Below are 19,035 nucleotides of genomic sequence, written 5' to 3'. Positions count from 1 at the left end.
CGCGCCCGATACGGGTCGGGGTGGAAAACGTGCGGCGCACGCTGATCGAAGGCGCGCTGCTCACGGTGTTGATCGTTTTCCTGTTCCTCAATTCCTGGCGCTCGACCGTCATCACCGGCTTGACACTGCCCATCTCCCTGATCGGCACCTTCCTCTTCATGAACCTGTTTGGCTTCACCATCAACATGGTGACGCTCATGGCCTTATCGCTGTGCGTGGGTCTGTTGATCGATGACGCCATCGTGGTGCGCGAAAACATCGTGCGCCATGTGCAAATGGGCAAGGGGCCGTACACGGCGGCGCTCGAAGGCACGCAGGAAATCGGGCTGGCGGTGCTGGCCACCACCTTGTCCATCGTGGCGGTGTTCATGCCGATCGGCTTCATGGGCGGCATCATCGGCAAGTTCTTCCACGAGTTCGGCATCACCATCGTCGCGGCGGTGCTGATTTCGATGTTCGTGAGCTTCACGCTCGACCCGATGCTCTCCTCCATCTGGCACGACCCGAGCATCGAAGCGCACGGTCGGCGGCAAGCGCCGGCGACCTTCTACGACAAGACCATCGGCCGCGTCACAGGCTGGTTCGAGCGCGCCACCGACGCGTTGGCGGATTTCTACCAGGGCATCCTGCGCTGGTCGCTCGCGCACAAACTGGCCACGGTGGCGATTGCGCTGGGGGTGTTCGGCACCAGCGTGGCCCTGGTGCCGCTGCTCGGGACCGAGTTCGTGCCCAAAGCGGACTACTCCGAGACCTACGTCAACTTCTATACGCCGGTAGGCTCCTCGCTCGAAAACACCGAGGCACGCGCCAAACAGGTCGAAGCGGTGATCCGCAGTTTCCCCGAGGTGCGCTACACGCTGACCACGATCAACTCCGGCGTCGCCGCCGGCAAGATGTACGCGAGCATTTATGTGCGGCTGGTCGACCGCAAGCAGCGCACGCGCAACGTGGACCAAATGTCGGCCGTGCTGCGCGAGCGGCTGCAACGCATCGCGGGCATCACGGTCACGCATGTGGGCCTGCTCGACCCGGTGGGCGGCAACAAGCAGATCGAGTTCTCGCTGCAAGGGCCAGACCTCAAAGAACTCGAACGCCTGCGCAACCTCGTGATGCAGCGCATCGAGCACATCCCGGGCCTGGTCGATCTCGACTCCAGCCTCAAGCCGAACAAGCCCACCATCGAGGTCGACGTGCGCCGCGAAGCCGCGTCAGACCTGGGACTGTCGGTGAGTTCGATTGGAAGCGCGCTGCGCACGCTGATCGCCGGCCAGACCGTGGGCAACTGGCGCGCCCCCGACGACGAGACCTATGACGTCAACGTGCGCCTCGCGCCCGAGGCGCGCACCGCGCTGCCCGACCTGGAGCGGCTACCGCTCACGGTGGGCACGAATGCCGACGGCAGCCCGCGTGTGGTGCGGCTCAACCAAGTCGCCACCTTGCGCCCCGGCACCGGCGCCAACCAGATCAACCGGCGCGACCTCACGCGCGAGGTGACGATCACCGCCAACAACTTTGGCCGCTCCGCGGGCGAAGTGTCCAACGACATCAAAACGGCGCTGGCGGGCATCAGCTTCCCACCGGGCTACAGCTACCAGTTCAGCGGCTCGACGAAGAACATGGCCGAGTCTTTTGCCTATGCGGTCTCGGCCTTGGCGATGGCGGTGATCTTCATCTACATGATCCTGGCGAGCCAGTTCAAGAGCTTCCTGCAGCCGCTGGCGCTGATGACTTCGCTGCCGCTCACGCTCATTGGCGTGGTGCTCGCGCTGATGATGTTCGGCTCCACGCTGTCGATGTTCTCGATCATCGGCATCGTGATGCTCATGGGGCTGGTCACCAAGAACGCGATTCTTCTGGTGGACTTCGCCATCCGCTCGCGTGAAGACCAGGTACAGCCCGACGGCACCGTGATCCCCGGCATGAACCGCACCGATGCGCTGCTGCACGCCGCCCGGGTGCGGCTGCGCCCGATCCTCATGACGACCCTGGCCATGGTGTTCGGCATGGTGCCGCTGGCCTTCGCCCTGACCGAGGGCAGCGAGCAGCGCGCGCCGATGGGCCAGGCGGTGATCGGCGGCGTCATCACCTCCTCCATCCTCACGCTGGTGGTGGTGCCGGTGGTCTATTGCTACATGGACGACCTGGCGCAATGGCTGCGCCGCGTGTTCAGGGTGCAGCCCACCGGCCCGGACGCAGCGCCCGCGAGCAAGGCGGCGCAAAACCCTGCGCCGGTACAATGAACCGGAATCGGCTAATATACCCCTAGGAGTATTTTTGATGGACATCGAACGTGCACGGTTCAACATGATCGAGCAGCAAATCCGGCCCTGGGAAGTGCTCGACCCCGGGGTGTTGGAGCTGCTTTCGGTGGTTCGCCGCGAAGACTTCGTGCCTGCCGCCTACCGGTCGCTGGCTTTCAGCGACATGGAAATTCCTCTGCGCGCAGGCGGTGCCCGCGGTCAGGTCATGCTCGCGCCCAAGATCGAAGCCCGTATGCTGCAGGAAGCCGCGCCGCGCCGACACGAGCGCGTGCTCGAAATCGGCGCGGGCTCGGGCTATATGGCCGCGCTCCTCGCCAAGCGGGCGCAGCACGTCGTCACCGTGGAACTCGAGCCCGAACTGGTCCAGATGGCGCGCGCCAACCTGGCACGCGCCAACATCACCAATGTGGACGTGCGGCTCGGCGATGCTGCACTCGGTCCGCAGCCCGATCAGCCGTTCGACCTCATCGTGCTCAGCGGCTCGGTTGCCGAGGTGCCGCAGATCCTGCTCGATCAGCTCAAGGTCGGCGGACGCTTGCTCGGCATCGTTGGCGAAGAGCCCATCATGCGCGCGACGGTCGTCCGCCGGCGCAGCGAGAACCAGTGGACCACCACTCAGCCTTGGGACACGGTGGCGCCGCGCCTGCTGCACTTCCCCGAACCTTCGCATTTCGTTTTTTGAACGGCTCCGCGCCTCAAGTCTCCATGATCGAACAAGTCTCCCCGCGCAACCTCGACACCTGGCTCGCCACAGCCCGTGCCCATGGCGAGCCTTTGCTGCTCGACGTGCGCGAGCCGTGGGAGTGGCAGACGGCGAGCGTGCGCCCCGAGGGCTTCGAGCTGCAGCAGATGCCCATGCGGGTCGTTCCGGTGCGCCTGCATGAGCTTGACCCCAAGCGCCCCATTGCCTGCCTGTGCCACCACGGTGGCCGCAGCATGCAGGTCGCGGCCTTTCTTGCGCACCACGGCTTTGAGCATGTCGCCAACATTTCCGGCGGCATCGAGGCTTGGGCGCGCGAGCGCGACCCGAACGTGCCGCATTACTGAGCCGACCGACCGGCTCGGACCGTCGACTCCGCCCCCAACCCGACTTGCACCACCAAGACTGACCGCCATGACCTCGTTCCCTCTCCCCTCGGCACCGATCCGTCTGGCCGCTGTCGCGGTCTGCGCCCTCATGGCCGCCGCACCCCTGCGCGCGCAAAGCCTGCTCGACGTGTATGAAGCTGCCCGCGGCTATGACGCGAGCTACCAGGCCGCGCTGGCGCAGCGCGACGCCACGCTCGCGCGGGCCGAGCAGGCGCGTGCGGCGATTCTGCCCACGGTCGGCGTGGGTGCCAGCGCCTCGCGTACGGCCATGGAGGTGAACGTGCCGGTCCCGACCGACCGGGCTTATGGCACGCAGACGCTGGGCATCAATGCCAGCCAGCCGCTCTACCGCCCCGCCAACCTGGCCACCGCCGAGCAGGGCAAGAAACAGGCCGAGCTGGCCGAAGCGCAGTTGCTGCAGGCCGAACAGGACCTGATCGTCCGAGTCAGCCAAGCCTATTTCGATGTGCTCTCCGCGCGTGAGGCGCTCAACGTGGTTCGGGCCCAAAAGGCCGCCGTGTCCGAGCAGCTCGCCGCCGCCAAACGCAACTTCGAGGTCGGCACGGCGACGATCACCGACACGCGCGAGGCGCAAGCCCGCTACGACCTCGTGCTCGCCCAGGAGCTCGCCAGCGAAAACGATCTGCGCGTCAAGCAGCTCGCCCTCGATCAGCTCGTGGGCAAACCGAACATCGACCCCAAGCCTCTGCGGCAGCCGGTGAGCCTGCCCGCCCTCACGCCGGCGAACATCGACGCCTGGGTCCAACAGGCCCTCGATGCCCACCCGGCCTTGCGTCAGGCGCGAATCGGCCTCGACGTGGCCCGCCTCGAACTCAAGAAAGCCGAAGCCGGCCACCTGCCCACGGTCGACCTCACCGCCAGCTATGGCGTCACGCGCAACATCAACGGTTCGTCGATGTCGATGGGCAGCTCCCGCGTGACGGCCGGCAGCATCGGCGTCAATTTCGCCGTGCCGGTGTTCGCGGGCTACGCGATTCAAAACCGCGTCAAAGAAGCGCTTGCCCTCGAGACCAAGGCGCAAAGCGACCTCGAAGCGGCGCAGCGCACCATCGCCCAAGCCACCCGCGCGGCGTTCCTCGGCGTGCAGTCGGGCATGGCCCAGGTGCGCGCGCTCGAGGCGGCCGAACAGTCGAGCAAGACTGCCCTCGAAGCGAACCAGCTCGGGTATCAGGTGGGTGTGCGCATCAACATCGACGTGCTCAACGCGCAGAGCCAGCTCTATCAGACCCAGCGCGATCTGGCCCAGGCCCGGTACAGCGTGCTCGTCGGCAACCTCAAGCTGCGCCAAGCCAGCGGCGTGCTCAAGGCCGAGGATCTTCAGCCGGTCAACGCGCTGCTGGCACCTTAAGAGCCAGGCTGGACACACACCGCGCGCGGTGCATCCACCGCGCCGGGGTCAGCGATCGCCCTGACGCGGCGCACGGGCTACTGCCGTTTCCCACAGCCGACCCACGGCCTCGGCGGTGCGCTCGGCGGCACCGCGGTGCTGCTGCGCGAAGGCTCGCGCCCGCTCGCTCATCGCCGCACGCCGGTCGGCTTGCTGCAACAAGCTCAAGCCTGCCGCCACACCCTCGGCCATGTCGGCCACGCGCAGTGCCGCTCCGGCGGCTATGGCTTCCTCGGCAGCCTCGGCGAAATTGAAGGTGTGCGGCCCCAGGATGAGCGGGCAGCCGCTGGCGGCCGCTTCGATCAGGTTTTGCCCACCCAAAGGCTCGAAACTCCCGCCGAGCAAGGCCACATCCGCCCAAGCGTAGTAAAGCGGCATTTCGCCCAGGCTGTCGCCCACACAGACGATGCCGGCGTGGTCGCTGACGCGCGGCGGACCGGCTTCGCCCCAGTGACTGCGGCGCTGCACCTCGAGGCCTAGGCCCTCGGCCAGGGCCGCGACCACGTCAAAGCGCTGCGGATGGCGCGGCACGAGCAGTGGCGTCACTTCATTTTCAGGAGCATCCGAAGACCATTTTTCGCCGGCAAGGCGCCGAAAATGCTTTAAAAACGCTGCTTCCTCACCCTCGCGGCTGCTCGCGAGCATCACCACCGGGCGGCCCCAGCGCGCACGCCAGAGCGCGCCTCGCTGCAACAAACCCGGGTCCGGAGCCGCGTCGAATTTGAGGTTCCCGAACACGCCCTCGACCGGCGCACCGAGCCGCCGCAGCCGCTCGGCATCCGCCTCGGTCTGCGCCCAGACGGCGCGCAAGCAGCCGTAGGCCGCGCGCGCCAACCGCCCCAGCGCCTGCGCCCGCGCGTACGAGCGCGCATTGAGCCGTGCGTTCGCCAGCGCCAGCGGAATCCCGCGCGCTGCCGCCTCGTGGACGAGGTTCGGCCAGACTTCGGTCTCCATCAGGATGCCCATGCGCGGCTGAAAGTGATCGAAGAAGCGGCGCACCGCTGCCGGCGTGTCCCAAGGCAGCCAAGCCTGCTGGTCGCCCGGCTGCAAGAGCGAGCGCCCTTGCGCGCGCCCCGTTGCGGTACCGTGCGTGAGCAGGATGCGCACGCCGGGCCATGTGCGGCGCACCGCCTCGAGCAGCACACCGGCAGCCCTGGTCTCACCCAGCGAAACTGCATGGACCCACAACAACTCGCCCGGCCCAGCCACCCGCGCCGGGCGTGCCCCGTAGTCGCCGAAGCGCTCCTCCACCGCCTCGGCATAACCGGGCTCGAGCCGTGCGCGCCGCGCGAGTCTCAGGCGCAGCAAGGGCTGCGCGAGCCAGAGGGCGGTCGAATAAAACGCGCGTTGCAAGGCCAAAACCGTCGAGTCGCGTGGCACAGCGCCGGGGTCGCGCCCGTTGCCGAATGGACCGTCAATGCGCCGCGGCGCCGATCTGGGCGTCCGGCTTGACCTGGCGCAATAGGTCCAACATTTCCGCCTGAATGCGGGCGAGCGCTTCCGGCGTGTCGCCTTCAAAGCGCAGCACCAAGACCGGCGTGGTGTTCGACGCACGAATCAGCCCGAAGCCATCGTTCCAGTCGACCCGAACGCCATCGATGGTGTTGACACGCGCTTGGCCGGCGAAGCGCTGCAGCGCCCGCGCTTGAAGCGCTGCGGTCAAACCTTGCGGCTCGCCCTCGACACAGGGGACGTTGAGTTCGGGGGTAGAGTAGCTCGTCGGCAGCGCGTCGAGAACCGCACTGGCATCGGGGCTGCGGCTCAGAATTTCGAGCAAACGCGCCGCTGCATAGGTGCCGTCGTCAAAACCGTACCAACGCTCCTTGAAGAAGATGTGGCCACTCATTTCGCCACCCAGCGGGGCGTTGACCTCGCGCATTTTGGCCTTGATGAGCGAGTGCCCCGTGCGATACATGAGCGGCACGCCGCCAGCCGCCTCGATGACGGGGGCGAGCTTCTGCGTGCATTTCACGTCGTAAACAATCGTGCCCCCCGGCACCCGCGAGAGCACGTCGCGCGCAAACAGCATGAGTTGCCGATCCGGATAGATGTTGTGACCCGTGCGGGTGACCACGCCGAGCCGGTCGCCGTCACCGTCGAAAGCCAGGCCCAGCTCCGCATCACCCGCAGCCAGCGCGGCCATCAGATCGCGCAGATTCTCCGGCTTGCTCGGGTCGGGATGATGATTGGGGAAGTCGCCGTCCACCTCGGTGTAGAGCTCGACCACCTCGCAGCCGATCGCGCGCAAGATTCCCGGCGCAGAGGCCCCGGCAATGCCGTTGCCGCAGTCGACCACGACCTTCATCGACCGCGCGAGATGGATGTCGGAGGCGATGCGGTCGCGGTAGGCATCCAAAATGTCGACCGCACGCACGCAGCCACCGGCACGCGGCGCTCCAAATCCGGCCTCGATCGCTCGCCGCAGGGCTTGGATCTCCTCGCCATAAATGGCCCGCCCGGCCAGCACCATCTTGAAGCCGTTGTAGTCCTTGGGGTTGTGACTGCCGGTGATTTGAATGCCGCTGTTGCACAGCGTGCTGGCCGCGAAATACAGCATCGGTGTGGTCACGCGGCCGATGTCGATCACCTCGATGCCCGCAGCGATGAGACCGCGGGTCAGTGCTTCGGCCAGCATCGGCCCCGAAAGCCGCCCGTCGCGCCCCAGCGCCACCGTGCGCTCGCCCGCTGCCTGCGCGGCTTCGCCGAAGGCCCGCCCGATCGATTCCGCCACGGCCGCGTTAAGCGTCGTCGGTACGATTCCGCGAATGTCATAAGCCTTGAAAATCGAAGGATCGAGATGCGGATGCGACATGGGCAATACTTTCGCTTGAGGTAAGTTCAGCCGACCTCGACGGCAAGAAGGCCGGCCCGACAAAGGCTGGACCGATTGTAGGTTTACCCACGGCGCCCCTCGACGCATTCCCAGAAAGTTCTAAGCATGATCACCCACCTGCCCCACGACTGGGCCACCTGCACGATGGACACGCCCTTGGGTGAGCTGCGTTTGGCCGCATCGCCCCGCGGACTGGCGGGCGCCTGGTTCACCACCGCTCAGGTCGACGCACCGCCCGACGACGGCCGCCCCCCGAGCCCCGAGCATCCTACTTTGACCCAGGCCCGAGCGGCTTTGACCGCTTACTTTGCGGGGCAGGCCGAGCCATTCGACCTGGCGCTGGATCTCAGCTGCGGCACGCCGTTCCAGCAGGCGGTCTGGGAGGCGCTGCGGCACATTCCCTACGGCGCCACACGAACCTACCGCGAAATCGCCACCGCCATCGGCCGAGCGCAGGCGGTGCGGGCCGTGGGCCGTGCGATTGGACAAAACCCCTTGAGCATCGTCATTCCGTGCCACCGCGTGCTCGGCAGCGACGGTTCCCTGACCGGCTACGCCGGCGGGCTCGACCGCAAACGCGCCCTCCTGGCACTCGAGGGCATCCGGTGAACGCGGCCGAGTCGACTGCGACCCCATGGGTCCCTGAACTGGTGCTGCTCGCCGCCATCTGGGGTTCGTCGTTTCTGTTCATGCAAACCGCAGCGGCGGCCTTTGGCCCGCTGCCCACGGCGGCTTTACGGGTGACGATCGCCGGCGCCGTCCTTGCCCCGTTTCTGCTGCGCCCCGGCCAAGCCGCCGCCTTGAGGCAGGCATGGCGGCCCATCTTCCTCGTGGGCCTGCTCAACTCGGGGTTGCCCTTCGTGCTCTATGCCTGGGCACTCCAATTCATCACGACCGGACTGTCGGCCATTCTGAACGCCACGGTGCCGCTGTTTGGAGCTCTCATCGCCTGGATTTGGCTCGGGGATCGGCTGACCGCCACTCGCGTACTGGGCCTGGCACTGGGCTTCGCCGGGGTCGTTCTGCTCGCCGCCGACAAAGCCGGCATGCGGCACGGAGATTTGTCGGAGACAAAAAACCAGCTGGCGATTGCCGCCTGCCTGGGCGCCACGCTGTGCTATGGAATCTCAGCGAGCTACACCCGCCGCCACTTGGCCCGCGTCCCGCCGCTGGCGACGGCTGCGGGCAGCCAGATTGGCGCCGCGCTCGCGCTCGCCCTGCCGGCCGCGCTCAGCTGGCCGGCCCAGACACCGGGGCCGCTGCCCTGGCTGGCCGCTGTCACGGTGGGCATTCTTTGCAGCGGCCTGGCCTACGTGCTGTTCTTTCGACTGATTCAACACGCCGGTCCCACCCGCGCCCTTGCAGTGACCTTTATCGTCCCCCTGTTCGCCCTGCTCTACGGGAATCTGTTCCTAGGCGAGCAAATCACGCCGTGGATGCTGGCTTGCGGCGCCGTTGTGCTGCTGGGCACCGCGCTCTCCACCGGTCTACTGCAAAGGCTCGAGTGACCCCCGAACTGGGGGTCTGCGGATCAGCGAATCAGGAATTGGCTGCGGTCCTTGCCCTGGATCCAGTTGGGTGGCTTGCCCCGGCCGGTCCAAACCTTCCCGCTGACGGGGTCACGATATTTCGGCTCGCCTGGATTGGCCGCGCCTTTGCGCGTGCGCGTGGCGACGGGGAAAACGTCCCGGGCAGTGAGGTCAAATTCCGCCACGATGGCCCGCACGCGCGCGATGGCGTCGGCCTTGGCCTGTTTACGCGCCTCCGCGATCTTGCGGTCCAACTCTTCGCGTGCCTGCAGCAATTGTTTCAGATCAACGTCATTCATAGAGCGCTTTCAAAGTTGGGGGATCGATATCAATGAATCCATCCGGTCGAAATCGCGTTTTGGACCGAATGGATGCCCAATTGTACGCAAAGACCACCCGATTCGAAGAGCGAATCTGGTTTCTATGCGCGTGGCCGCGCCAATACCCGATCGATACGTCGGCCGTCGAGGTCAACAATTTCAAAGTCCCAGTCGCCAAAGGCGAAATGCTCCCCCATTCGGGGTAAACGCCCGGCCAGCGTCAACAAGAGTCCCGCAAGCGTGGTATAGCGGCCTTTGTCTTCGTCGGGGAATTCCTCATCGATCTCGAGCCGCGCCTTCAGCTCTTGCAAGGGAATAAGGCCGTCGAGCAGCCAGCTTCCATCCTCGCGCCGCGTGGCCCAAGCCTCTCCCGGAACCAAGGGACGAAGCTCGCCGGTAATCGCCTCGAGCAGATCGTGCGGTGTGAGCAACCCCTGCACCACGCCATATTCATCGACCACGAGCACCATGCGACCACTGCGTTGCCGCAGCTGCTCGAGGAGTTCCATCGCGGACAAGGTCTCTGGAACGAAGGTCACCGGCTGCACATGGGAACCGATGGGGTCGTTGACACCGGATTTCTTCAATTGCAACAAACGCGCCACACTCATCAGGCCGACCACATCATCGAGACTGCCCCGACAAACCGGGTACCACGAGTGCGCGCCATCTTCGCCCGCCGCCGCGATTTTTTCGAGACAGTCTTGAACCGAGGCATCGGCCTCGAGCCAGTCGATTTCCGCGCGCGGCACCATCAACGAGGTCAAAGGGCGATCGTCGAGATGGAAAACGTTTTGCACCATTTGGTGCTCGTGCGCTTCGATCAATCCCGCATCGACCCCCTCTTCCAGACTCGCAGCAATCTCCTCCTCCGTCACACGCTGAATGCGCCCCGTATCGACCCGAAGCAAGCGTAAAACCGCCTGGGTGCACGTGGAAAGCAACCAGACGAACGGACGCCCCAGGCGCGCCAAGCCCCGCATGGGTCGGGCCACCCAGCAGGCCACGGTTTCCGGATACAGCTGGCCGATGCGTTTGGGAACCAATTCTCCGAAGATGATGGTTGCAAACGTAATTCCCGTCACCACGATTCCCGTGGCAGTGAGCGCTGCCGCGCGCTCGCCCCAACCCCAACCCTCGAGCATCGCCGCCAGTTCCGCGCTGAAAGCCGCCTCACCCACGATGCCGTTCAAAACCCCAATCGAGGTGATGCCGACCTGAACGCTCGAGAGGAACTGAGTGGGCTCATCGAGCAACGCCAATGCAGCCTTAGCCCCGGGGTTTCCCGTCTCGGCCAAAGCCACCAATCGGGTACGACGACTCGCTGCCAGAGCCATTTCCGACATGGCGAACAGCGCATTGAGCACGATCAAAAAGACGATCAGGATGAGATTCATCGAAGGCAGGCGAAAATCGAGGCCATGGCACTCTACTGTATCGGGGACGTTCAGGGCTGCAACGCCGCGCTGGGCCAACTGCTCGACGAAATCGGCTACTCACCGAGCCGCGACCGCATCGTTTTACTCGGCGACCTGGTCAACCGGGGTCCCGACTCGCTCGGCGTCCTGCGTCGATTACAACGGCTCGAAGGCGCGGCGACCTGCCTGCTGGGCAATCATGACCTTCACCTGCTGGCCGTGGCCGCGGGCGTGCAGCCCGTGCGGCGCGGCGACACCATCGGCGACATCCTCGAAGCGCCCGACCGGAGCCGGTTGATCGAGTGGCTCGCGCGGCAGTCCCTGGCGCACTTCGAGCGCGAAACGCTGATGGTGCACGCAGGCGTCCTGCCCCAATGGACCGTCACCGACACCCTCGCTTGCGCAGCCGAGATCGAGTCGGTCTTGCGCAGCCCGGCGCGGCCAGAATTCTTGCGGGACATGTACGGCAACGATCCTCGTCGCTGGTCCCCCGAGCTCCAGGGCATTGAGCGCCTGCGCGTCGTCGTCAATGCCTTGACCCGCCTGCGCTTTTGCAGCCGCGACGGCACGATGGAATTCGAGACCAAAGAGGGGGCGGACGCCGCCCCACCCGGCTACCTGCCCTGGTTCGATATCCCCGAGCGGCGCACGCGCGACGTCACCGTGGCCTTTGGGCACTGGTCGACGCTGGGCTGGCTCGACCGGCGGGACGTTTTGGCTCTCGACTCGGGTTGCGTCTGGGGGGGTCAATTGACGGCCGTCCGGCTGAGCGAAGACCCACGGGACCGCGAGCGGATCACGGTTCGGTGCCCACAAGCCCAGAACCCTCGGGCCGTGCGGGCAGACCCAGGCGGCAACGAGGCCGGCCGTACTCCGCTCAACCGCCCGGCTTGAACAACGCCGCCACCTTCCGGCGGGCCCGCTGGGGCGCGCTCGGCCCCGCTGCTGCGGGCGCCGAAGGCCCGGCAGAAGCAGCAGGCTCGGCCGCTGCCGCCGGCGGCTCGTAGGGCTTCGAAAAGAAGGGGTCGACCGGGGCGCGCGGGGCAATGGGGCGACGACGTGCGTTCGAGCGCTCGAACCCTCCATCTTCCGAACGTTCTGCCTGCCGCGGCTCGCGCGCGCTGCGCAGGGAACGCTCGGGCGCGTCTGCGCTGGAGCGACGCGCTTCGCGATCAGGGGCCCCTCCGAGGTCGAGACGTTCGAGTTCGATCTTGCGTTTGAGCAGTTTTTCGATGTCCGCGATCAATCGCGCATCCGAAGGTGACACCAAGGTCACGGCAAGGCCCGAGGCCCCGGCCCGGCCGGTGCGCCCGATGCGGTGCACGTAGTCTTCGGCGTTGAACGGCACATCGAAATTGAACACCGCCGGCACATCCTTGATGTCCAGGCCGCGCGCGGCGACGTCGGTCGCAACGAGCAAATCGACCTCGCCGGCCTTGAACGCGTTGAGCGCCTTGAGGCGCTCGTCCTGGCTTTTGTCGCCGTGCAGCGCCGTGGTCTTGAGACCTTCACGCTCGAGGCTGCGCGCTAGGCGGGCACAGCCGAGCTTGCTGTTGACGAAGATGAACGCCTGGCGCAGCCCCCGCTGCTGCAGCACCTGATGAATCGCGCGGCGCTTGTCCTCGTCGGAGACGGCATAAAAATGCTGCTCCACGGTCGAGGCGGTCTCGTTCGGCCGGGCGACCTCGATCAACATTGGGTCTTGCAGGTAGCTGTTGGCCAGGCGCTTGATCTCCGGGGAGAAGGTGGCCGAAAACAGCAGCGTCGTTCGCTGCTTGGGCAGATAAGAAAGAATGCGTTGCAAATCGGGCAAAAAGCCGATGTCGAGCATGCGGTCGGCCTCGTCGAGAACGACATACTCGACTTGGTTGAGCACCACATTCTTCGCCTCGATGTGGTCGAGCAAACGCCCCGGCGTTGCCACGAGCACTTCGACGCCTTTTTTCAGCTCTGCCGTTTGCGGCTTCATGTCCATGCCGCCAAAGACCACGGCGCTGCGCAACTGCGTGTACTTGGCGTACTGCTTGATCTGCTGCGCCACCTGGTCGGCCAGTTCGCGCGTGGGCAAGAGGACGAGCGCCCGGACGGGATGGCGCGCAGGAGAAGTCGACGCGTTCTCGTGCTTGAGCAAGCGCTGCAACAAGGGCAGCGAGAAGGCCGCCGTCTTTCCGGTGCCGGTCTGCGCCGCACCCATGACGTCCCGCCCGGCCAAGACCACCGGAATCGCTTGGGCTTGAATCGGCGTGAGCGTCTCATAGCCCATTTCAGCCACCGCTCGCTTGAGCGGCTCGGCCAGATTCAGATCAGCATAACGGGGAAGTTCGGGGACGGTTTGGGTCATAGGTCTTTCGGGCGATCGCGGGCGTCCGGGCGTGTGCGGCCCTGCCGACCGCGGCTCGTGCCCACGTTTTGCGCACTGCGGGATTATCCCTGATCCGCCAAACCGCACCGACGCCCCCCCGCAGCCGGGAAGCGCGACACGCGAGGGACTGGTTCAGCGTTGCCCCAGCCTTGCCTCAGGTCTTGGGCAAGGTCACGCCGTGCTGACCTTGATACTTGCCGCCTCGATCTTTGTAGCTGGTCTCGCAGACCTCGTCACTCTCGAAGAACAGCACCTGTGCGCAGCCCTCACCGGCGTAGATTTTTGCCGGCAGCGGTGTGGTATTCGAAAACTCGAGCGTGACATAGCCCTCCCACTCGGGCTCGAAGGGTGTCACGTTGACGATGATGCCGCAGCGCGCATAGGTGCTCTTGCCCAGGCAGATCGTCAACACGTTGCGCGGGATGCGAAAGTATTCGACCGTACGCGCCAGCGCAAAGCTGTTGGGTGGAATGATGCAAACATCGCCCTCGATGTCGACGAAGCTTTTCTCGTCGAAGTTCTTCGGGTCCACCACGGTGCTGTGGATGTTGGTGAATACTTTGAATTCGCGGGCACAGCGGATGTCGTATCCGTAACTGCTGGTGCCGTAGCTCACGATGCGATGCCCATCGGGCGCCTGGCGGACCTGGCCGGGCTCGAAGGGCTCGATCATTCCGTACGTCTCGGCCATCTGCCGGATCCATCGGTCACTTTTGATCGTCATGCTGTTGCGGCGGTGCGAAATGAGGCTTCGATTCTAGGGCGCCGTTGAATCCGCCCCGCCATCGGGCGAGCGAACCCGATCCACCATCGCGAGCTGCGCGGGCGTCGGGGGCGGCGTCAGCAGGCTCCAGACCACGATGGTGGCAAAACCGGCCAAAACGCCGAAGATCCCTGCGGCACTCGGAGCGATCTCCCACCAGAGCGTGGGCGTGCCGCTCAGCCCCAAGAGCGCCCGTGCGCCGGGGTGCGTCCAGCCGATGTAAAAGATCGTCACCCCAAGTCCAACGATCATGCCCGCCCATGCCGCCTGCGCCGTGGCACGCTTCCAGAACACGCCCAGCACGAGCGCCGGAAAGAAGGCCGCACCCGCAAATGAAAACGCCGCAGCGACCAGGAACAGTATGTCTGCCGGCCTCTGCGCCGCCAAATAGGCCGCACACAAAGCGACGACGAGCAGCAAGACTTTGGAGATCGTCACCCGCCGGGCATTCGAAGCCTGCGGGTCGAGCAGGCGGAAATAGGCATCGTGGCTCAATGCGCTGGCAATGCTGAGCAGCAGGCCATCGGCCGTCGAAAGCGCCGCAGCCAGGCCGCCGACCGCAACGAGCGCGGACACGATGTAGGGCAGCCCGCCGATTTCCGGTGCCAGCAGCACGATGATGTCGGGGTCGATCCACAGCTCGCCCAACTGCAAGACGCCATCCCGGTTGATGTCGCGTACCGTGACCAAGGGCGGATCCACCTGACTCCAGGCCTTGATCCAAGCAGGCAGATGCTCAAACGTGGACCCAATGACGTGGTGGAAGATCTCGAATTTCACGAGCACGGCCAGTGCCGGTGCGCTGATGTAAAGAATGACGATGAACAGCAACGCCCAAGCGACGGAAAGCCGGGCCTCGTGTACCGTGGGCGTCGTGTTGAACCGCATCAGCAAGTGCGGCAGTCCCGCCGTTCCGACCATCAGACAGAACGCCAGCGCCAGGAAATTGCGCCGGGCAGCATCGGCAACCTCGGCTCCTGCCTGCGGCGGCGCCGGGAAGGCATCGGCGTGGGGCGGCATGCCGTTGAGCGGCTTGGCACGAGACTCGGCGAGCGCGCGCTCGGCTTCCCACATGCGAATCGCGCTCGTCGTATCCTTGGGCAAGCCGAACAAAGCCCGATCGGCGGCGACGATTTCCTCGGCCGAAGCGTGCGCGGCGCGCAACTGGGCCGAGCGCAGCGTCGCGGCGACCCGCTCGGCCGCCAGCGACTCACTCGGATGCTGGAGCTTTTCCGCGAGCTCTGCCGCCCGCGCCTCATAGCGCTGCCGAACTTCGATTTCCGCCGGATCCGCGATCAATGCCCGTTCGCGCTGGCTGACTTGCTCGAGCTGGTAGCCATAAACGAGCTGCGGCACCGGAACGCCCGTCTGCCGGACCGACAGCCAGACCACGGGAATCAAATAGGCCAGCATCAACACGATGAACTGCCCCACCTGCGTCCAGGTCACGGCGCGCATGCCGCCCAGAAATGAGCAGACCAGGATCCCTCCGAGCCCGAGGAAGATGCCGATCTCGAACGCGAGCCCAGTCAGGCGCGCCGTGATGAGTCCGACGCCATAGATCTGCGCCACGACATAGGTGAACGAACAGAGCAAGGTCGACAGCACCGCGACGACGCGTATGCCATTGCCGCCATAGCGCGCCGCCAGGAAGTCGGCGATGGTGTATTGACCAAGACGCCGCAGATACGGCGCCAGCAGCAAGCCCACCAGCACGAAGCCCCCGCTCCAACCCAGAACGAAAGCCAGCCCGGCGTAGCCGGTCGCGTACAAGGTTCCGGCCAGACTCATGAAAGACGCCGCGGACATCCAATCGGCCGCCGTCGCAGCGCCGTTGTACAGCGCGGGCACCTGCCGGCCCGCCACGTAATACTGGTCCGGGTCGGTGGTCCGGCTGAGTAAGCCAAAACCAGCGTAGGCCAGCAGCGTGGCCAGCAGAAAAATCAGGCCGATGAGTTGCCGGGGAAAACCCAGATATTCCAACCAGGCGAGCACGGCCGCAAACGCCAGGAAGGCGAGCGTGAACACGCCATAGACGCGGTGCAGATTGCGCCGGAAGGCAGACGGAGTACGCAGCGGCATCGCGGGTCGTCGTGCAAGCAGCGGGGGCTACGCTCAGGGCAGGCGCTGCGACCGAACGCTTCGCGCGCTGGCCGTCTCGGTCCTAAGCGGCCTAGGCTGGGTGTACCACATCGCGCTCGATCCGACGCACGCGCCGGGCATAGATCACGACGATGAACAGATACAGCAGGGGCAGGCCCTGCGCAGCCGCCCAAAAACCAAAGGGCCAACCGAAGAAGCGAAATTGCAGCCCGGGGGCGCCCCAGACCAAAGCGATGGTCGCCAGCCACCAGACGAGAAGCAGGATGAAGGTCAGGCGCCGCGTTTGCGACCAGGCACTCTGTTCCGAGGCAGAGGGAAGCGGGTTCGGTTGCGTCATGAGGCGTTTCTAGCACGCTGCTCCGACGCAGTCGACCCGCGTTTTCACCAAGCACTGGAACCGCGTCCAAGCGCCCGGCTGGGTCGACGGGCGCGCGCCATCACGGAAACTTATTCAGCGTTGCCTTATTTCGCCAGTTGGTTCCAGGTGTCGATCACCGAGTCCGGGTTGAGCGAAATCGAGCTGATTCCCTGATCTCGCAGCCACAGCGCGAAATCCGGATGGTCGCTGGGGCCTTGGCCGCAGATGCCGATGTATTTGCCGGCCGCGCGACAGGCACGAATCGCCTGCGCGATCAGCGCCATGACGGCCGGGTCGCGCTCGTCGAAATCGGCTGCCAGCAGCTCGAGACCCGAATCCCGGTCGAGGCCCAAGGTGAGTTGGGTCAGGTCGTTCGAGCCGATCGAGAAGCCATCGAAATGCTCGAGGAAGCGTTCGGCCAGAACGGCGTTGCTCGGAACCTCGCACATCATGATGAGCTTGAGATCGTTCTCGCCACGGCGCAGGCCATACTCGGCCAGCAGCGCCGTGACACGCTCTGCCTGCCCGATCGTGCGCACGAAGGGCACCATGACCTGCACGTTGGTCAGGCCCATGTCATTGCGCACCCGCAGCAGGGCTTCGCACTCCATCGCAAACGCCTCGCGAAAGTCGGCGCTGAGATAGCGTGCCGCGCCGCGGAAACCGAGCATCGGGTTTTCCTCTTCGGGCTCGTAGCGGCTGCCGCCCATGAGCTTGCGGTACTCGTTGCTCTTGAAGTCCGACAACCGCACGATGACCGGCTTGGGCCAGAACGCTGCGGCGATGGTCGCAACCCCCTCGGCCACCTTGTCGACATAAAAAGCGCGGGGGCTGGCGTGGCCGCGGGCCGCCGACTCGACCGCCTTTTTGAGGTCCGGATCGACCTGCGGGTAGTCGAGGATGGCCTTGGGATGCACGCCGATGTTGTTGTTGATGATGAACTCGAGGCGCGCGAGGCCCACGCCGCTGTTGGGTAGTTGCGCAAAGTCGAAGGCCAACTGGGGGTTGCCGACGTTCATCATGATCTTGGTGGAGATCTCCGGCATGGCGCCGCGGCTGACCTCGGTCACTTCGGCCTCGAGCAAGCCGTCGTAGATGTAGCCGGTATCGCCCTCGGCACAGCTCACCGTCACGAGCATGCCGTCCTTGAGCCGTTCGGTCGCGTCACCGCAGCCGACGACGGCAGGAATGCCCAGTTCACGGGCGATGATGGCTGCATGGCAGGTGCGCCCGCCCCGGTTGGTCACGATGGCGGCAGCCCGTTTCATGACCGGCTCCCAGTTCGGATCGGTCATGTCGGTGACCAGCACGTCGCCGGGCTGGACCTTGTCCATCTCCGAAATGTTGTGCACCACCCGCACCGGACCTGTGCCGATTTTCTGGCCAATCGCACGCCCTTCGGCGAGGATGGTCCCGCGGTTCTTCAGCTTGTAGCGCAGCTCGGTCTTGCCCTGAGCCTGGCTCTTGACCGTCTCGGGCCGCGCTTGCAGGATGTAGAGCTGTCCGTCCTTGCCGTCTTTGCCCCATTCGATGTCCATCGGGCGGCCATAGTGCTGCTCGATGACGAGGGCGTAACGCGCGAGTTGCTCGACCTCCGCATCGCTGAGGCAGTAGCGGTTGCGCAGCTCCGTGGGCACGTCGACCGTTTTGACGAGTTTGCCCGTCTCGGCCTTTTCCTGCGGGGTGGTGAACACCATCTGGATCAGCTTGCTGCCGAGGTTCCGCCGGATCACGGCGCGCTTGCCCGCACGCAGCATGGGCTTGTGCACATAGAACTCGTCGGGGTTGACGGCGCCTTGCACGACCGTCTCGCCCAGACCGTAGCTGGCGGTGATGAAAACCACGTCGTCGAAACCCGACTCGGTGTCGATGGTAAACATCACGCCCGAGGCGCCGATGTCGGAACGAACCATGCGCTGCACGCCGGCCGAGAGCGCGACATGCTCATGCGAAAAGCCTTTGTGCACGCGGTAGCTGATGGCGCGGTCGTTGTAGAGGCTGGCAAAGACCTCCTTGGTCTTGTGCAAGACCTCCTCGATGCCCTCGACGTTGAGGAAGGTTTCTTGCTGACCTGCGAACGAGGCATCAGGCAGGTCCTCTGCGGTTGCGGAAGATCGCACGGCGTACGAACCGCCGGGGTTGTCGGCCTCGAGTCGCGCAAACGCCTCACGGATGGCCGCCTCGAGTTCGGGCGGGAAGGGTTGCGCCTCGACCATAGCCCGGATTTCCGCTCCGGCGGACGCGAGGGCGCGGACGTCCTCGGTATCGAGGGCCGCGAGCCGGGCATTGATGCGCTCAGCCAATCCGCCGTGCGCCAGAAACTGCCGGAAGGCGTAGGCGGTCGTCGCGAAGCCGGTGGGAACACGCACGCCCGAAGGCAATTGCGAAATCATCTCGCCGAGGCTGGCGTTTTTACCGCCAACCGCCTCGACATCGGTCATTCTCAGTTTCTCAAACGGTACGACCAGGGCGGTCGGCTCGAACAGTGCAGACATGGGAGACTCCAGAAGTAAAAAAACCGAGCCGCGCTGCCGCTGACCGTGGCGACGGCCTGCGGACTTTGGAGTTCTTCGTATGGGTCCGAGCAGCGC

At 65.3% G+C, this 19,035-nt stretch carries 16 protein-coding genes; 7 read left to right on the top strand and 9 right to left on the bottom strand.

What is annotated here, in order from left to right:
* From JHC36_RS01270 to JHC36_RS01255, 4 genes are all read left to right on the top strand, one after another.
* Nucleotides 1–2,240 (top strand): efflux RND transporter permease subunit (locus JHC36_RS01270; protein WP_287914861.1); only part of this gene is annotated, 2,240 nt, incomplete at its 5' end.
* Nucleotides 2,241–2,277: 37 nt separating this feature from the next.
* Nucleotides 2,278–2,943: a protein-L-isoaspartate O-methyltransferase family protein gene (locus JHC36_RS01265; protein WP_124219982.1), complete on the top strand. Its 666-nt coding sequence runs from the start codon at nt 2,278–2,280 to the stop codon at nt 2,941–2,943.
* A 23-nt stretch (nt 2,944–2,966) separates the two neighbouring features.
* Entirely contained in the window at nt 2,967–3,308 is a 342-nt protein-coding gene (locus JHC36_RS01260) for a rhodanese-like domain-containing protein (RefSeq protein WP_287914856.1), read from the top strand.
* 67 nt (nt 3,309–3,375) lie between these two features.
* Entirely contained in the window at nt 3,376–4,719 is a 1,344-nt protein-coding gene (locus tag JHC36_RS01255) for a TolC family outer membrane protein (protein WP_287914854.1), read from the top strand.
* A gap of 48 nt (nt 4,720–4,767) precedes the next feature.
* On the opposite strand, the gene JHC36_RS01250 is transcribed toward JHC36_RS01255, so the two are convergent.
* Both JHC36_RS01250 and JHC36_RS01245 read right to left on the bottom strand, forming a co-directional pair.
* Complete coding sequence (locus tag JHC36_RS01250) at nt 4,768–6,138, bottom strand: 3-deoxy-D-manno-octulosonic acid transferase (RefSeq protein ID WP_287914851.1); 1,371 nt, start codon at nt 6,136–6,138, stop codon at nt 4,768–4,770.
* A 34-nt stretch (nt 6,139–6,172) separates the two neighbouring features.
* Nucleotides 6,173–7,570, bottom strand: a complete 1,398-nt coding sequence (locus JHC36_RS01245; RefSeq protein ID WP_124219991.1) for a phosphomannomutase/phosphoglucomutase — start codon at nt 7,568–7,570, stop codon at nt 6,173–6,175.
* A 126-nt stretch (nt 7,571–7,696) separates the two neighbouring features.
* Here JHC36_RS01245 and JHC36_RS01240 point away from each other — a divergent pair, with 126 nt between their 5' ends.
* Nucleotides 7,697–8,200 (top strand): methylated-DNA--[protein]-cysteine S-methyltransferase, encoded by a 504-nt coding sequence (locus JHC36_RS01240; RefSeq protein ID WP_287914847.1) that lies wholly within the window; start codon nt 7,697–7,699, stop codon nt 8,198–8,200.
* Nucleotides 8,197–9,099, top strand: a complete 903-nt coding sequence (locus JHC36_RS01235) for a DMT family transporter (RefSeq protein ID WP_287914844.1) — start codon at nt 8,197–8,199, stop codon at nt 9,097–9,099. The genes JHC36_RS01240 and JHC36_RS01235 overlap by 4 nt, the downstream gene beginning before the upstream one ends.
* 23 nt (nt 9,100–9,122) lie before the next feature.
* On the opposite strand, the gene JHC36_RS01230 is transcribed toward JHC36_RS01235, so the two are convergent.
* Together JHC36_RS01230 and JHC36_RS01225 are read right to left on the bottom strand one after the other, a co-directional pair.
* Nucleotides 9,123–9,419, bottom strand: coding sequence for an H-NS histone family protein (locus JHC36_RS01230; RefSeq protein WP_287914841.1), 297 nt, complete (start codon nt 9,417–9,419; stop codon nt 9,123–9,125).
* Nucleotides 9,420–9,541: 122 nt separating this feature from the next.
* On the bottom strand, nt 9,542–10,837 hold the full coding sequence (locus tag JHC36_RS01225) for a hemolysin family protein (protein WP_287914839.1): 1,296 nt from the start codon (nt 10,835–10,837) through the stop codon (nt 9,542–9,544).
* A 24-nt stretch (nt 10,838–10,861) separates the two neighbouring features.
* Here JHC36_RS01225 and JHC36_RS01220 point away from each other — a divergent pair, with 24 nt between their 5' ends.
* Entirely contained in the window at nt 10,862–11,752 is an 891-nt protein-coding gene (locus JHC36_RS01220; protein WP_287914836.1) for a symmetrical bis(5'-nucleosyl)-tetraphosphatase, read from the top strand.
* Here the strand turns inward: JHC36_RS01220 and JHC36_RS01215 are convergent.
* The 5 genes from JHC36_RS01215 to ppsA all read right to left on the bottom strand — a co-directional run bounded on the left by JHC36_RS01215 (nt 11,736) and on the right by ppsA (nt 18,939).
* Complete coding sequence (locus JHC36_RS01215) at nt 11,736–13,199, bottom strand: DEAD/DEAH box helicase (RefSeq protein WP_287914834.1); 1,464 nt, start codon at nt 13,197–13,199, stop codon at nt 11,736–11,738. The two genes, JHC36_RS01220 and JHC36_RS01215, sit on opposite strands and share 17 nt — an antisense overlap.
* A 175-nt stretch (nt 13,200–13,374) precedes the next feature.
* On the bottom strand, nt 13,375–13,944 hold the full coding sequence (dcd, locus tag JHC36_RS01210; protein ID WP_124220005.1) for a dCTP deaminase: 570 nt from the start codon (nt 13,942–13,944) through the stop codon (nt 13,375–13,377).
* A gap of 33 nt (nt 13,945–13,977) precedes the next feature.
* A complete protein-coding gene (locus JHC36_RS01205) occupies nt 13,978–16,065 on the bottom strand; it encodes a sodium:solute symporter family protein (RefSeq protein WP_287914832.1) in 2,088 nt (695 codons plus the stop codon).
* Between the two features lie 91 nt (nt 16,066–16,156).
* Nucleotides 16,157–16,423 carry a DUF4212 domain-containing protein gene (locus JHC36_RS01200; RefSeq protein WP_287914829.1) on the bottom strand — a complete coding sequence of 89 codons (267 nt, stop codon included), beginning with the start codon at nt 16,421–16,423 and terminating at the stop codon, nt 16,157–16,159.
* A 125-nt stretch (nt 16,424–16,548) separates the two neighbouring features.
* Complete coding sequence (gene ppsA, locus JHC36_RS01195; RefSeq protein WP_124220012.1) at nt 16,549–18,939, bottom strand: phosphoenolpyruvate synthase; 2,391 nt, start codon at nt 18,937–18,939, stop codon at nt 16,549–16,551.
* Nucleotides 18,940–19,035: the final 96 nt, after the last annotated feature.

The sequence above is a fragment of the Tibeticola sp. genome (assembly GCF_022759015.1).
GTDB lineage: Bacteria > Pseudomonadota > Gammaproteobacteria > Burkholderiales > Burkholderiaceae_C > Tibeticola > Tibeticola sediminis.
The sequence above is the reverse complement of the archived record's forward strand: the minus strand, read 5'-3'. Positions and strand labels throughout refer to the sequence as shown.

Bases quoted from the DNA above. Each gene is read 5' to 3' on its own strand.
- JHC36_RS01265 (WP_124219982.1), top strand. From the start codon at position 2,278: ATGGACATCGAACGTGCACGGTTCAACATGATCGAGCAGCAAATCCGG.
- JHC36_RS01260 (WP_287914856.1), top strand. From the start codon at position 2,967: ATGATCGAACAAGTCTCCCCGCGCAACCTCGACACCTGGCTCGCCACA.
- JHC36_RS01255 (WP_287914854.1), top strand. From the start codon at position 3,376: ATGACCTCGTTCCCTCTCCCCTCGGCACCGATCCGTCTGGCCGCTGTC.
- JHC36_RS01245 (WP_124219991.1), bottom strand. From the start codon at position 7,570: ATGTCGCATCCGCATCTCGATCCTTCGATTTTCAAGGCTTATGACATT.
- JHC36_RS01240 (WP_287914847.1), top strand. From the start codon at position 7,697: ATGATCACCCACCTGCCCCACGACTGGGCCACCTGCACGATGGACACG.
- JHC36_RS01230 (WP_287914841.1), bottom strand. From the start codon at position 9,419: ATGAATGACGTTGATCTGAAACAATTGCTGCAGGCACGCGAAGAGTTG.
- JHC36_RS01225 (WP_287914839.1), bottom strand. From the start codon at position 10,837: ATGAATCTCATCCTGATCGTCTTTTTGATCGTGCTCAATGCGCTGTTC.
- JHC36_RS01220 (WP_287914836.1), top strand. From the start codon at position 10,862: ATGGCACTCTACTGTATCGGGGACGTTCAGGGCTGCAACGCCGCGCTG.
- JHC36_RS01215 (WP_287914834.1), bottom strand. From the start codon at position 13,199: ATGACCCAAACCGTCCCCGAACTTCCCCGTTATGCTGATCTGAATCTG.
- dcd (WP_124220005.1), bottom strand. From the start codon at position 13,944: ATGACGATCAAAAGTGACCGATGGATCCGGCAGATGGCCGAGACGTAC.
- JHC36_RS01205 (WP_287914832.1), bottom strand. From the start codon at position 16,065: ATGCCGCTGCGTACTCCGTCTGCCTTCCGGCGCAATCTGCACCGCGTC.
- JHC36_RS01200 (WP_287914829.1), bottom strand. From the start codon at position 16,423: ATGACGCAACCGAACCCGCTTCCCTCTGCCTCGGAACAGAGTGCCTGG.
- ppsA (WP_124220012.1), bottom strand. From the start codon at position 18,939: ATGTCTGCACTGTTCGAGCCGACCGCCCTGGTCGTACCGTTTGAGAAA.